Here is a 12,222-nt window from a genome sequence, read left to right as displayed (position 1 = left end):
CACAGCAGGGATATGACGTGGACAAATATTACAGCATTACCGAACTGACCCGCGAATTCGGCGTATCGACACGCACATTGCGATTTTACGAGGACGAAGGCCTGCTTCATCCCGAACGTCGCGGCCGGACACGTCTGTTCCGGGCGGCGGATCGTCGCCTGCTTCTGGAGATATTGCGTGGACGTCGCATCGGCTTCACGATCTCCGAAATCCGCGAGATCATCCAGGTTTACCGTGAGCCTCCCGGCGAAATGGGCCAGCTCAAGCTGTTGATGAAACGCGTCGATGAGAAGCGTGACGAATTGCGCCAGAAGCGCAAGGATATCGACGAAACGCTGGCCGAACTCGACAATGTCGAAGAAGCCTGCCTTACGCGTCTGGCCGAAATCGGCGTCGGCACCTGAGGCTTTACGGCCTCACGGCTGCTGCGCGTTGATCGAGCATTCCTGCGCCATGATCTGAACCCGGTTATCCTGCGGGTTGATCGTGCCGTTCTGCAGCGGCGTCATCAACTGCTCCGCGATCAGCTTGTCGGCTGTGCAGCCGCAAAAACGCTGGCAGAGAGCAGGATCGCCGGTCTCTCGCAGGCAGCTGGGCTGGCAGCTGTTCATATAGACGAGCCGCGGATCAGGAGCCGGAGCTGGCGAAACAAGCGAGAAGAGATAGACGAGCGCGAGCAGGATCGGCTGGTGCACCAGGTAGACGATCAGGCTGTGGCGCCCGGCCTTTGCAAGCATCGTATCGGCAGACTGCAGTTTCGCCAACCGTCCGGTCCAGCCGCGGACAATGGCGAGCCGGGTAACTGCGATACCCATCAGCAGAGCAGCCAGCCAGGGGAACAGCGGCACGTAATCGTTCGAGCGCGGCGGGAATTCAGCAAAACCGATCCAGGCCAGCCAGCGCGTATCGAACAGGGATGATTGCAGCATGCCAGGCATGACCACGGCATCGACAATCATGGCGGTAACGATCATGACCGGTACTGCGAAAGTTATGGCGAGTGGCAATTGCAGGAAGGCCAAGCCGATCAGGCTCGACAGGGCAATATTGTGCAATATGCCGAAGAAAATCCATTCCTGCGGAAAAATGAAAAACGTGGCGATGCTGATCGCCAGGGCTGCCCCCGCAACGATGGCGAGACGTTTGCCGAATGCGTGCCAGCGGATGCCGCGGCCATGCGCCAGAACCAGGCTGACACCGGCTAGAAACAGGAACGAACTGGCGATCGCGCGGGCATAAAGGCGGAAGAAGCCCTGGGTTGCCGTGCCGGGGTCGACATAACCGAAGAACTCGATGTCCCAGGTGAAGTGATAGGTTGCCATTGCGATCAGCGCTATGCCGCGAAGCGTATCGATCAGCAGGATACGAGGCGCTCGCTCGCTTGTCGGCTGCGGTTGGGTGTCGGCTGCAGTCACTCTCTTCAAATCCCTCAGTCGTCTTCCATGATGGCGAGCCGCGCCTCGGAAAAATACTGGCGGCGGACCAATGCCACGATGATGATCACCGTCGTTGCCATGAACACATAGGGTCCGGCGAACCAACCGAGATAGCCGATCGACAGAAAAAGCGTCCTGAGGCCGGAATTGAAGTGCTTAGCCGCAATCATGTTCATTCTGATGACATGATCGGCGGCTCGGCGCGCCGTCTCGGGGTCGGCTTCGGCCTCCCTTGTCATAGGCAGGCCGCCGAAAAGGATCGTGCAATAGTTGAACAGGCGATAGGCCCAGCCGAACTTGAAGAAGGCGTGGCCGAGAAGAAATGCCAGTCCACCAACCTTCATTTCGAAGACGGCCTGTCCGCCATAAGGGACAAAGGGCAGGTGAGAGAAGACCGCATTGACTTTTTCGGTCGAGCCGAGAAGGGCGAAACAACTGCCCAACGCGAAGATCGACGAGGTGGCGAAAAATGCAGTCCCGTTCTGCAATCCGGCGAAGATCTGCGTATCGATCATCCGCAATTCACGCTTCAGGGAATTGTAGATCCAGCGATGCCTCCGCTCGACCATAGCTTGGTTGAGGCTCTGTCGTGGAAGATATTTTCCTCCCGAACCCGCTGAAAACCAGGAGTAAGCCGCCCACAGAAAGGCGAAAAGGGCGAGCGCAATGTAATCTGCGAGAATCATGGAAAACTGCCGGAAGCCGAAATCATATCATTCGACTTTTGCGTTGTTTCATCCGTCGCGGCAAGGGGAGCGATCAATCGCTGCCAAGAGTTTATGTGGACTTGCGCATCTTACGACAAGACAGCATATGTGATCCGCGCCTCATGTCGTTGATGTCCAATAGTGTGTCGGATCGCCAACATGACGGCACACTCATATGACATAGGCTGAGGCCGAGTTTGATCGGGCAGCCAGTATCTGGCCAGTATCTGGATTGTAGACTTCCATGTTTCTCTCCGTCTTCGACGTTTTCAAGATCGGCATCGGCCCGTCGAGTTCCCACACGATGGGACCGATGTCGGCGGCCAACCGGTTTCTCGAGCTCATCCTGTCCGACGACTGGCCGCGTCCCGCCGGTGCGCATGTCGCCGCCCTTCAGGCTTCGCTGCATGGCTCGCTCGCCTTCACCGGTATCGGGCATGGAACGGGCAGGGCGGTCATTCTCGGCCTGATGGGCGAAGCACCGAATACGGTCGATCCGGACCGGATGGACGCGATCATCGAAGAGGTGGAGCGCAGCGGACGGGTAACCCCGCCCGGTCACCCTGCCTATGAGTTCCAGCCGAAGAGCGATCTTGTCTTCGACAAGAAGCAAGCTCTGCCCGGCCATGCCAATGGCATGAGCTTTTCCGCGCTCGACAAGGACGGAAGGCTGCTCCTGAAGCGGATCTATTATTCGATCGGCGGCGGTTTCGTGGTGACCGACACCGAACTTGCCGCGATGCGCGCGACGAAGGATACGGCCGGCGGCGATCGCGTGCCCTATCCGTTCGCGACTGCCCGGCAGATGCTCGAGATGTCGCATGGCGCCGGTCTTTCAATAGCACAGATGAAGCGTGCCAACGAACTTACCCGCACGAGCGCGCAGGCGTTGGACGAGGGAATCGACGCGATCTGGGAGGCCATGAACGGCTGTATCGATCGTGGCCTCAAGGTCGATGGCATCATGCCGGGCGGCCTCAAGGTCAAGCGGCGGGCGAGGGCGATCCATGATCGTCTTAACGAGGAATGGCGCAGCAACCGGCCCAACCCCCTCCTCGCCAATGACTGGCTCTCGGTCTACGCTATGGCAGTGAACGAGGAGAATGCCGGCGGCGGTCGCGTCGTGACGGCGCCGACCAATGGCGCTGCCGGCGTCATTCCGGCGACGCTCAAATATTTCCTGCATTTCCACGAGGATGCGACGAAAGACGATATCCGCGAATTCCTGCTGACGGCCGCTGCGATTGGCGGTATCATCAAGCATAATGCCTCCATCTCCGGCGCCGAAGTCGGCTGTCAGGGCGAGGTGGGGTCTGCAGCCGCTATGGCCGCTGCCGGGCTTGCCGCTGTGATGGGTGGTTCACCGGAGCAGATTGAGAATGCCGCCGAGATCGCGCTCGAACATCATCTCGGCATGACATGCGATCCGATCGCCGGTCTTGTCCAGGTTCCCTGTATCGAGCGGAACGCCTTGGGTGCGGTCAAGGCAGTGACTGCCGCTTCGCTTGCCATAAAGGGCGACGGCACGCATTTCGTGCCGCTCGATGCCTGTATCGAGACGATGCGCCAGACGGGCAACGACATGAGCGAGAAGTACAAGGAGACCTCCACCGGTGGTCTTGCCGTCAATGTGGTCGAGTGCTGATCACTGTGGACCCGGTCGGGATTTGACTTGACTGGCGGCCTTCGCGGGTCTTCAAGCCAATTATGGCTCTTCATCTCATCAAGCTCTGCGTCGGCGCCGACAGTATCCAGGATCTGAGAGACTGGGTTTCCGAGCGATCCCTGACCGCAATGGCTGCCGGCCTCGAGCCGCACAGCATCCATACGACTCGCATGGTGCCCAAGCGGGTGGAGGAGTTACTGGACGGCGGCTCTCTCTATTGGGTAATCAAGGGGCAGGTCTCGGCCCGGCAGAATCTGCTCGACCTGCGCAGTTTTACCGGTGGTGACGGCATTCAGAGATGCGAGTTGGTTCTCGGCCCGGAAGTGATAGAGACCGCGTCGCAGCCGAAGCGACCGTTTCAGGGCTGGCGTTATCTGAAGGACGAGGAAAAGCCGCGCGATCTCGGTGCGCTGGGCGACGATGTCGCGGCGCTTCCGGAAGACCTGCGCCGCGAACTGTCGGATCTGGGGTTGCTTTAAAGCAAATCCAGCAAGAGTTAGAACCGGTTTTGCGTCCGGAATTGCATTGAAATGCGTTAGGCGTCGGTTTTCGCCGGGAGCTTCATCCGTACCGGAGCGCGGCCGGAATGCGCTGCCACATGCAGGTGGATACCTGCTTCCGGCTGAGACTGGCGCCAGGCGCGTGCGCCATGGCTCAGGAGAAGAGAGACCAGATCCCGGGTCTTTTCCTTCGAGCGTGTCAGGCCGAGACCTGCAAGCCGCATCGCCGCTTCGTGAAGCGGATTGAGTGCCACGCCCCTGGCCCTGGACAAATGGGCCGTTCCGAGATTGGCGCTGTTTTCATTCATTCCCATCGGAAACCCCGTTTACACATTACATTTCGAGATTTCGCCGAGCCATTTGCGGCCCGGTGTTGAGGCGAGGGCCATAGGCCCTCACCATTACTGCATGGAAGCCCAGCAGCTCACGCCCTTCTTCTTCAAGACGTTGCAGGCATCCACCGCGGTCTTCTGATCGTCGAAGCCACCAAAGCGGGCGCGGTAAATCTGTTCGCCCTTGTTGCTGAAGGCGACCGTAAAGGGTTTGGCGGAACGCAATACCTTGCCGCCTTTATCCTGCGCATTCTGCAGGAGATCGAGAGCCATCTTCTCACTCGGAGAAACGCCAATCTGAATAACCCAGCCGGACATGGCCGAAGCCGATGCACTTGTGCGGGTCGAAGCCGTGGTGACCTGATCGACAGGTTCTGAAGGCTGGTCACGCCTTGTTGCAGCCGCTTCACGCTTCGGCAGGGATGCCTGAGGAGTGACGGCGGCAAGGGCCTGGGTGGCAGACCTGCTCTGCGCGCTTTCGCCAGCATAGGCCGAGGCAGCTGCTGCAACTTTCGGCACGGCAAGTGGTGCTGTCGGACGCTGCTCGCGCTGTTCGTAACGGGCATCGGGCATCGGGCCGCTATTGGGAAGGTCGAGTGCAGCCACCTGGCGGCTTTCCGATACTTCGGCCATTACTGCGGGTGCGCGCGGAACCGGCGTCGCGGGGACGGAGGGAGCGGTCTGCGCGATCAGGTTGGAACTGCCGCCGCGGGAAGCCTTGGGCAGATATTCTGCAACCAGCTTGCGCATTGTCGCGTCGCGGGCGGCGCTCGAGCGGCCACCGAGAACGACGGCAACGATAGAGCGTCCGTCGAGCTGTGCGGAAGTGGCAAGGTTGCTGCCTGCAGCCCGGGTGTAGCCCGTCTTGATGCCGTCTACGCCCTTGACCGTACCGACGAGGCGATTGTGATTGCCGATCGTCTGCTTGCCGAACTGGAAGGAGCGAATGCTGAAGTAGCCGTAATACTGCGGGAAATGCTGACGCAGTGCGATTCCGAGGCGGGCCTGATCGCGGGCGGTCGTCATCTGTGCGGTGTTCGGCAGGCCGTTTGCGTTGCGGTAAGTCGTTCGGGTCATGCCGAGCGCACGGGCTTTGTTGGTCATCAGCTGTGCGAAACGTTCTTCCGAACCGCCGACATATTCACCGAGTGCCGTCGCCATGTCATTGGCGGAGCGAGTCACCAGGGCACGGATCGCCTGGTCTACGGTGATCGAGCCACCAGCGCGCACGCCGAGCTTGGACGGGGGTTCTTTGGCGGCATTGGCCGAAACAGGCACTTTCGAGTCAATCGAGAATCGACCCGCTTCAAGTGCCTCGAATGTAAGATAGAGGGTCATCATCTTCGTGAGCGATGCCGGATAGCGCAGGCCGTCCGGATCTTCACCGTAAAGCACCTTGCCCGACTTCGCATCGACAACGATGCCTGCATATTTAGGATCCGCATGCGCCGGCTGCGCAACAGCGGATAGCGACAACGCAATTGCGAAGAAGTATCCGAGGCGTTTTGCCTGCGTTTTCACTGCACTCTTGGGAAGAGACGCCGGGAACATGGTTTTCAACACTGCCGCACTCATCGATTCTGTCATTTTTCAATAGATCCGGACGTGCCCCCACCCCGGATTGCTAGTGAAGCAATCTAGGAGAACAGCGTTACCAAGAGGTTTATGATGAACGGCCACTTACTTCGATTTGAAGCATTTTAGTCGCCTTTCGAGGCGGAGTTGCTGCCGGTGGCATCAAGCCGCGCGCCGACAAAAGACCGAACTGCGGCATCAATATGATTCCAGTCCTTCAAAAGAGTGCTGGAGAATCGATAAAGCACGGTGAGGTCGCGTCCGACATGGATATCCCGCTGGCAATCGCCGCTGGTGGCACGCTCGCCCGGCGATGGCAAAAGGCAGCGCACGGCGAAAGGCGTTTGACCGGAAGGTTCTGCGGTCAGCAGGACTTCATTGCCGTAGCCGCTCGTATTCTTCAGCTGATGGAGCGTCAGTCCATTGCCGTAGGCTTCGGGCGGACCGTCGAAGAGCTGGGTGTAGATCGGCTCAAGTCGGCCCGACATGTCCTTCGACATGGTACTCTGGGAAATCTGCAGGAAAATCAGCAGGTCAGGGCGTTCGATATTGTCGAAGCTGTCGCGTCGTTCATGGCTGTAGCCCATCATTCCCGGCCATGTGAGGTAGAGGTCGATACGCTCTGCCGGGCCGGATCGACGCTGTTCAGCGAATCGAATCGTGTTTTCGGGAACCTGCAGCGTGTCTTCGCCGATGGTGACGGCCAGCATGGCGCCACTTTCCGAGTGGCCGCCCAGCGCCATGCGCTGGCCAAGCCAGTGGCCACCGACGCTGATCGCAAGGATGATTGCAACGAGCAGGATCGTGGCCAGCGTCAGCCGCTGCAGAAATCGATCGGAAATGAGTGGCAGGTCTTCCTGCTGCTGCGCTGAGGCGCGGCGTGTCATTATTATGCCCCGTGTCCAGATGCCGTTATGCGGGACCGGAACAGGATACGGGGTCCAAACGCTTCTGCCCGCGATAGTCTCGCGGGCAGGGTTAATTTTTGGTGAATTCGTTAAGGTCTGTTTACTGGCTGACGCTGCCGACGGCGATGGCGCGGCCATCCTGGAGCTTGACCCAGCGCGACGGATCAACCGTGTCCTGACGTTTCAGGTAGGTGTATTCCGTGTCCATCCAGGGCAGGACCTTGTTGCGCATGTTGTCGAGGATATAGTCGCCGCGATCGGTGCGGACGGTGAGGACGGCATGACCTTCGCCGTTCGGCTGCAGCACGACAGTAATCAGTAGGTCCGATGCATCAAAACCCTTCTGCATCAGCATCTTGCGCTTCAGGAGAACGAAGTCCTCGCAATCACCTGCCGTCGTTGGGTAGGTCCAGAATTCCTCGACGCCGTAAAGTTCCTGGTCGGTCATCGGGGTGATGTCGGTGTTGACCGTGTAATTGACGTCAAGCAGCGTGCGCCAATTGTCTTCCGTCAGCGCAACGGGGCCGGCATCGCCCTTAAGCGGCTTGCATTCGCTGACATAGGTCTTGCAGAATTCGTAATGACCGATCGGCGGGCTCGCTTTGCCGATGACGCGCATCGCACCGGCCGGCATTGCAAGCGATGGTGCGGCAGCAGCGAGTGCGATGGCGGCGGTCAGGAATACCTGTGCAAGTCTTTTCGGAAGCGTCATTTTTCTGTCTCCCCGTGGTTGGTGAGACAGTGCCGGAAAGGCTTTGAGCGAACGCAAAATAGCGTCGTAAAATCAATCGCTTATTGTAATAGATATTGACGAAAAACCGAATAAAACACGCGTTGTTTTTGAATAAAAGACGACGAAAATTTGCGACAAATTTAGCTAAAATTCTACTCGAATCCGGCCGACCTTCTTCTAAGTCTTTGGAATTTCGTCATGTCAGTCTGTTCATGCTCTCGCCAATCGAGCGGCGGCCGGGATGTGTATGCTTCGACCAGCTTCGAAAATGCAGTTCAAATTGCTCCGACGGCGCGCAAAAACACCCTTTCTTGCCTTCAAAGCTGCCTGGAAAAAAATCCCGAAAAGATACATTTTTTTTGATGCTGACCGATTTTCGGACGGCAGTACGTGGGGAGTGGCCGTTTTCGTGTCGTTTCGGACGTGGCGACGAGCGACCGATTGGCTGAAAATGATATCCGGAGATGAAGCCGCTATTGCGCGCAGACGGGCGGCAGCCTTGCTTTGGTGACGTGCTTTAAAGCGAAGAGCTGAGCGGGCGAGCTAAGCTAGAGGCTCGCGAAACGTGTCAGAGGAAGTCCGTCAGGGCTTCCCGTGACTGGACCGAGGCGAACTCGATCGCGACACCTTCCATGAAATGGCGAACGACGCGGCCGCGCATATTGCCAAGTCGCACCGGGGTTCCGAGAGGCGGCCTGATCTCGACATCAACAGCAGCGCCCGACAAGGAAAGGTCCATCAGGCGGCAGGAATAGCGGCTGCCATCTTCGAGTGTCAGTTCGGTAAGGGTGTTGCGTGGCATCAGGCGATCGTGACGACGATCTTCCGGCAGGCCAAGCTCGTGCTTGTTGGCAATCCAGGTCAGCTGGGCTGCCAGCTTCTCGCGCTTTCGCTCGGTGGCGTTGATTGACAATACGAAGCCATCGTTGGTGAGGCTGATCACATTGCCTTCAAGTCGTCCAAGATGGTCGAGGTAGGCTATGACGCGCTCGTTCAGACGTGGCTGCCCGGCGCAGACAAAGTTCACGTCGCCGGGCGACATGTCTATAACCGTGCAGGGGTATTCTTCATGATTAGCCAGCATGAGACGTCCGTCGACATTGACCGCGACGCGCTGAAACGAGCGCTGGGCAGCGATCGTGTGCGTCTGCTGGGTCTGTGCCGGCTGGAAGGAATACATGTTGGTATGTCTGGCTCTGAGCTGATGGTGAACCAGAAAGATAACATTCGGCAGTTAACAGATGGTTGTCCCGGCGCCCGGATTTATCGTCCGGGTTGGGCGGTTTTCTGGCCGACCAGGCGGCGAAAAAAGGTGATCGGCATTGCTGTCGAAACATTGCTGTCGGCGCTGATGGTTGGTCGCGTGCCGTCCGGTTTGACGAAGCCCCAGCTTTCAAAAGCCAGGCCGCGCACCGGCAGGGCGGTGAAAGGGAGCGGAGTTTCACGCGGCACGAGCGCCCCGAGCACACGATCGCTTTGATATCCCTGCGAACGGATAGGCATCAGAAGCAGGTCATGGGCGTAATCTTGCTCGTCGTGCGACAATCTGATGTCGAGCAAGGCGGGGCGTTCGTAGAACAGGACATGGTTGAGGATTGTCGTCGGCTCATCGTCTTGCCCACCGAGCCACATGAACGTGTAGTCGAGGCCACGCAGTTCTCGATCGAAAAGTTCGCATATACGTGTCCCGGCAAGCGCAAAAGTCGGCCTGTCGGAGACAGTCGAATTGACGATGAACAGATGTGGCAGAAAACGGCGCAAAGCCGACGGGTCGATCTCGGAACGCAAGGGGGCCGGCCGGCTGCCTCTTAAGCCGTTCCAGTAGTTAAAGATTTCTTGTGTTGCCGTATGTAGCATGCGTCAGTCCTGTCCGATTATGATCCAGAATGCCCCTCGGAACCGTGTGGATAGGTCTTACTCAGCGAAAATCGTGCCAGTTGGCGTGGGCGGCGTAACGGCGAACCCATGCGGCGTGCCTGTCAGTGCGGCTTTTCAAGCCCTGAGCGCTGCTGTATTCCTGATTCACTGCTGATGACGGAAGGATTGGCCATGGACGATAGGCCCGACATGGCCCCCGATGACGATGCATTCGCGCAGAATGGAAGGCGTGAGAGGCAACCCGTCTTCAATATGCCGGGCATTCTTGTGGCCAGCATGGTTTTGCTGGCCGCGCTTTATATCGTCCAGGAATATGTGCTGAGCGCAGACGCGCGTGCCGAGTTTATCGTCACGCTGGCGTTTACCCCTATCCGTTACATCTTTCCGTTGTCGGAGCAGGGATATGAATGGCTCTGGACACCGGTCACCTATTCGCTGCTTCACGGTAGTGTGGAGCATATTGCCTTCAATGCGTTATGGCTCGCGGCATTCGGCACCCCTGTCGTTCGACGCATCGGTGCAGTTCGTTACCTGATCTTCTGGATTTTATCTGCCGCCGCTGCGGCTTTCTTTCATGCCGGCCTTCACTGGGGTGAGGAGACCCTGTTGATCGGTGCGTCCGGTGTGGTCTCGGCACTAATGGGGGCCTCCTGCCGTTTCGCCTTTCCCAATGGCGGCGGCTACGATCGCACCCATGGGCATCTTTATCCTCGCCAATCGATCCTCGGTGCGTTTTCGAACCGCACGGTGGTCATTTTCACGGCGATGTGGTTCTTGGGAAATATTCTCGTAGCCGTCGGCCTGCCGCTGATTGGCAGTAATGCGGGTGATATCGCCTGGGATGCCCATATAGGCGGTTTTCTTTTCGGCTTTTTGCTGTTCGCGCTTTTTGATCCAATTCGCTACCGTGAGCTGTAGCGGCTCCCGCTTGAACTCGCCTCGGGGCCGATCTACAATTCCAGATGTATGGAGAAAGTGCCGGAAGTCTCGGAGGAGGAGATGTCCGGCACGGTGATTGGCCATGTGGATTGGTAAGGAGAAGGCATGTCGACTACCGTGAAGATGATGCTTGATGCCAAAGGGCGCGCAGTTCAGACGGTCGAACCGGACCGGAAGCTGCTGGAGGTTGCGTCGGTTCTGAACGAAAAGAAGATCGGTGCCGTCGTGGTGGCCGGTCTGGAGGGACGTATCGCCGGTATCTTCACAGAACGTGATTTGGTCAGGACGATTGCGACCCACGGTGTTGCCGCGCTCGAAAAGCCGGTTCAGACAATGATGACAACAGGCGTGACGCGCTGTCGTGAAGAGCAGACGGTGGAAGAGGTCATGGAAATGATGACTGCCGGCCGCTTCCGTCACGTACCGGTCGAAACCGATGGGAAGCTTGCCGGAATTATCTCCATCGGCGACGTGGTGAAGGCGCGCATGCGTGAAGTCGAGCTCGAGGCCGAGCAGATGAAGGCCTATATCGCCAGCTGAGGCGCGGCCTTGTTCGTTGAAAACTGCTTCGCCCGTTTCTAGCGGGCGAAGACTTCCTGCATGCGCTTCAGGGCACCGATCTGCGCCATGGTTTCTTCATAACCGCGCTCGATCGCTTCACCCGCGCGGTGGAATTCCGACAGGCCGATATCATTCAGGCGTGGATGAAGGGCGAGATCCGGCGGGTCTCCGGCGAGGCGGGCACGCGAAATGCGTTCCTGGATTATGTTGAAAGCCTGTACCATCGTGCCGGTGACGCCGACCTTGGCCTCGTCGGATCGTTCGCGGATCACTTCGTCGAAGGTCTGGACGCTGGCATTGTGCTTTACCACGGCCGAGCGGCCGAAGACGTCGTAGTTCAGGTTGACTGCGACGACGAGCGGCTGTTCATAGGCCCGGCAGACGGAGGTCGGCACCGGATTGACCAATGCGCCATCGACCAGTGTCCGATTGTTGCATTTGACCGGTTCGAAGATGCCGGGAAGCGCATAGGATGCACGCAAGCCGGTGATCAGCGAGCCGCTGGAGATCCAGATCTCGTGTCCGGTCAGAAGTTCGGTCGCAACCGCCACAAATGGGCGATCGAGATCCTCGATTGCCAAGCCTTCGAGATGTTCCTGCATTCGCTTTGTCAGCCGCATGCCGCCGAACAACCCGCCGCCGCCGATGGTAAGATCGAGAAGCGCTGCGATGCGGCGCATGGTGAGCGAGCGGGCGAATGCTTCCAGTTCGTCGAGCTTGCCCGAGAGATAACAACCGCCGACCAGTGCGCCGATTGAAGTGCCGGCGATCATGCCGACCTCAATGCCTGCTTCGTCCAGCGCCCGTAGGACGCCGATATGCGCCCACCCGCGGGCAGCACCGCCGCCAAGCGCAAGCGAGAGTTTTGCTTTACGGGGAGGGGCAATCACAACCGGTGGCGAAGGGTTTTCGACGCCGGCCGTAACGGTATCCTGCGACGCGGCCTGACGGTCCGAACGGTTCCAAGTCCAGTTCAGCATTGATCCA

The 12,222-nt window shown here is 58.6% G+C and carries 14 protein-coding genes; 5 read left to right on the top strand and 9 right to left on the bottom strand.

All coding sequences use genetic code 11. The features are described 5' to 3' along the window. Positions 1-17: 17 nt before the first annotated feature. Positions 18-404: a MerR family transcriptional regulator gene (locus HNQ72_RS02560; protein ID WP_148144831.1), complete on the top strand. Its 387-nt coding sequence runs from the start codon at positions 18-20 to the stop codon at positions 402-404. Positions 405-416: 12 nt separating this feature from the next. Here HNQ72_RS02560 and HNQ72_RS02555 read toward each other — a convergent pair whose 3' ends face one another. Both HNQ72_RS02555 and HNQ72_RS02550 read right to left on the bottom strand, forming a co-directional pair. Further along, complete coding sequence (locus tag HNQ72_RS02555) at positions 417-1,415, bottom strand: acetyltransferase domain-containing protein (protein WP_183989424.1); 999 nt, start codon at positions 1,413-1,415, stop codon at positions 417-419. Positions 1,416-1,429: 14 nt separating this feature from the next. After that, positions 1,430-2,122 (bottom strand): DUF599 domain-containing protein, encoded by a 693-nt coding sequence (locus HNQ72_RS02550; protein ID WP_148144829.1) that lies wholly within the window; start codon positions 2,120-2,122, stop codon positions 1,430-1,432. A gap of 265 nt (positions 2,123-2,387) precedes the next feature. Between HNQ72_RS02550 and HNQ72_RS02545 the strand changes: the two genes are divergently transcribed. Then, positions 2,388-3,788: an L-serine ammonia-lyase gene (locus tag HNQ72_RS02545; RefSeq protein ID WP_183989423.1), complete on the top strand. Its 1,401-nt coding sequence runs from the start codon at positions 2,388-2,390 to the stop codon at positions 3,786-3,788. Positions 3,789-3,850: 62 nt separating this feature from the next. Then, positions 3,851-4,288: a DUF1489 family protein gene (locus tag HNQ72_RS02540; RefSeq protein ID WP_183989422.1), complete on the top strand. Its 438-nt coding sequence runs from the start codon at positions 3,851-3,853 to the stop codon at positions 4,286-4,288. 56 nt (positions 4,289-4,344) lie between these two features. Here the strand turns inward: HNQ72_RS02540 and HNQ72_RS02535 are convergent, their stop codons facing one another. The 6 genes from HNQ72_RS02535 to HNQ72_RS02510 all read right to left on the bottom strand — a co-directional run bounded on the left by HNQ72_RS02535 (position 4,345) and on the right by HNQ72_RS02510 (position 9,714). Continuing rightward, a complete protein-coding gene (locus HNQ72_RS02535; protein WP_183989421.1) occupies positions 4,345-4,623 on the bottom strand; it encodes a hypothetical protein in 279 nt (92 codons plus the stop codon). Positions 4,624-4,710: 87 nt separating this feature from the next. Beyond that, positions 4,711-6,228: a D-alanyl-D-alanine carboxypeptidase gene (locus HNQ72_RS02530; RefSeq protein ID WP_244654270.1), complete on the bottom strand. Its 1,518-nt coding sequence runs from the start codon at positions 6,226-6,228 to the stop codon at positions 4,711-4,713. Positions 6,229-6,341: 113 nt separating this feature from the next. Further along, positions 6,342-7,103 (bottom strand): hypothetical protein, encoded by a 762-nt coding sequence (locus tag HNQ72_RS02525; RefSeq protein WP_183989420.1) that lies wholly within the window; start codon positions 7,101-7,103, stop codon positions 6,342-6,344. Positions 7,104-7,224: 121 nt separating this feature from the next. Beyond that, a complete protein-coding gene (locus tag HNQ72_RS02520; RefSeq protein WP_148144824.1) occupies positions 7,225-7,836 on the bottom strand; it encodes a transglutaminase-like cysteine peptidase in 612 nt (203 codons plus the stop codon). Between the two features lie 589 nt (positions 7,837-8,425). Continuing rightward, positions 8,426-9,037 carry a PilZ domain-containing protein gene (locus tag HNQ72_RS02515; RefSeq protein ID WP_183989419.1) on the bottom strand — a complete coding sequence of 204 codons (612 nt, stop codon included), beginning with the start codon at positions 9,035-9,037 and terminating at the stop codon, positions 8,426-8,428. Between the two features lie 83 nt (positions 9,038-9,120). Next, positions 9,121-9,714 (bottom strand): PAS domain-containing protein, encoded by a 594-nt coding sequence (locus tag HNQ72_RS02510; RefSeq protein WP_183989418.1) that lies wholly within the window; start codon positions 9,712-9,714, stop codon positions 9,121-9,123. 210 nt (positions 9,715-9,924) lie between these two features. On the opposite strand from HNQ72_RS02510, the gene HNQ72_RS02505 reads away from it, so the two are divergent. Together HNQ72_RS02505 and HNQ72_RS02500 are read left to right on the top strand one after the other, a co-directional pair. After that, the gene (locus HNQ72_RS02505) at positions 9,925-10,653 is read left to right on the top strand and encodes a rhomboid family intramembrane serine protease (protein WP_373289402.1); all 729 of its coding nucleotides are present in this window, start codon (positions 9,925-9,927) and stop codon (positions 10,651-10,653) included. 126 nt (positions 10,654-10,779) lie between these two features. Beyond that, positions 10,780-11,214, top strand: coding sequence for a CBS domain-containing protein (locus tag HNQ72_RS02500; protein WP_148144821.1), 435 nt, complete (start codon positions 10,780-10,782; stop codon positions 11,212-11,214). Between the two features lie 38 nt (positions 11,215-11,252). On the opposite strand, the gene HNQ72_RS02495 is transcribed toward HNQ72_RS02500, so the two are convergent. After that, positions 11,253-12,215 carry a patatin-like phospholipase family protein gene (locus tag HNQ72_RS02495; RefSeq protein ID WP_148144820.1) on the bottom strand — a complete coding sequence of 321 codons (963 nt, stop codon included), beginning with the start codon at positions 12,213-12,215 and terminating at the stop codon, positions 11,253-11,255. Positions 12,216-12,222: the final 7 nt, after the last annotated feature.

It is taken from the genome of Aliirhizobium wenxiniae, assembly GCF_014201355.1.
Classification (GTDB): Bacteria; Pseudomonadota; Alphaproteobacteria; order Rhizobiales; family Rhizobiaceae; genus Neorhizobium; species Neorhizobium wenxiniae.
The sequence above is the reverse complement of the archived record's forward strand: the minus strand, read 5'-3'. Positions and strand labels throughout refer to the sequence as shown.

Coding starts and splice junctions, on each gene's coding strand:
- HNQ72_RS02550 (WP_148144829.1), bottom strand. CDS start 2,122: ATGATTCTCGCAGATTACATTGCGCTCGCCCTTTTCGCCTTTCTGTGG.
- HNQ72_RS02545 (WP_183989423.1), top strand. CDS start 2,388: ATGTTTCTCTCCGTCTTCGACGTTTTCAAGATCGGCATCGGCCCGTCG.
- HNQ72_RS02540 (WP_183989422.1), top strand. CDS start 3,851: ATGGCTCTTCATCTCATCAAGCTCTGCGTCGGCGCCGACAGTATCCAG.
- HNQ72_RS02535 (WP_183989421.1), bottom strand. CDS start 4,623: ATGGGAATGAATGAAAACAGCGCCAATCTCGGAACGGCCCATTTGTCC.
- HNQ72_RS02530 (WP_244654270.1), bottom strand. CDS start 6,228: ATGACAGAATCGATGAGTGCGGCAGTGTTGAAAACCATGTTCCCGGCG.
- HNQ72_RS02525 (WP_183989420.1), bottom strand. CDS start 7,103: ATGACACGCCGCGCCTCAGCGCAGCAGCAGGAAGACCTGCCACTCATT.
- HNQ72_RS02520 (WP_148144824.1), bottom strand. CDS start 7,836: ATGACGCTTCCGAAAAGACTTGCACAGGTATTCCTGACCGCCGCCATC.
- HNQ72_RS02515 (WP_183989419.1), bottom strand. CDS start 9,037: ATGTATTCCTTCCAGCCGGCACAGACCCAGCAGACGCACACGATCGCT.
- HNQ72_RS02510 (WP_183989418.1), bottom strand. CDS start 9,714: ATGCTACATACGGCAACACAAGAAATCTTTAACTACTGGAACGGCTTA.
- HNQ72_RS02505 (WP_373289402.1), top strand. CDS start 9,925: ATGGCCCCCGATGACGATGCATTCGCGCAGAATGGAAGGCGTGAGAGG.
- HNQ72_RS02500 (WP_148144821.1), top strand. CDS start 10,780: ATGTCGACTACCGTGAAGATGATGCTTGATGCCAAAGGGCGCGCAGTT.
- HNQ72_RS02495 (WP_148144820.1), bottom strand. CDS start 12,215: ATGCTGAACTGGACTTGGAACCGTTCGGACCGTCAGGCCGCGTCGCAG.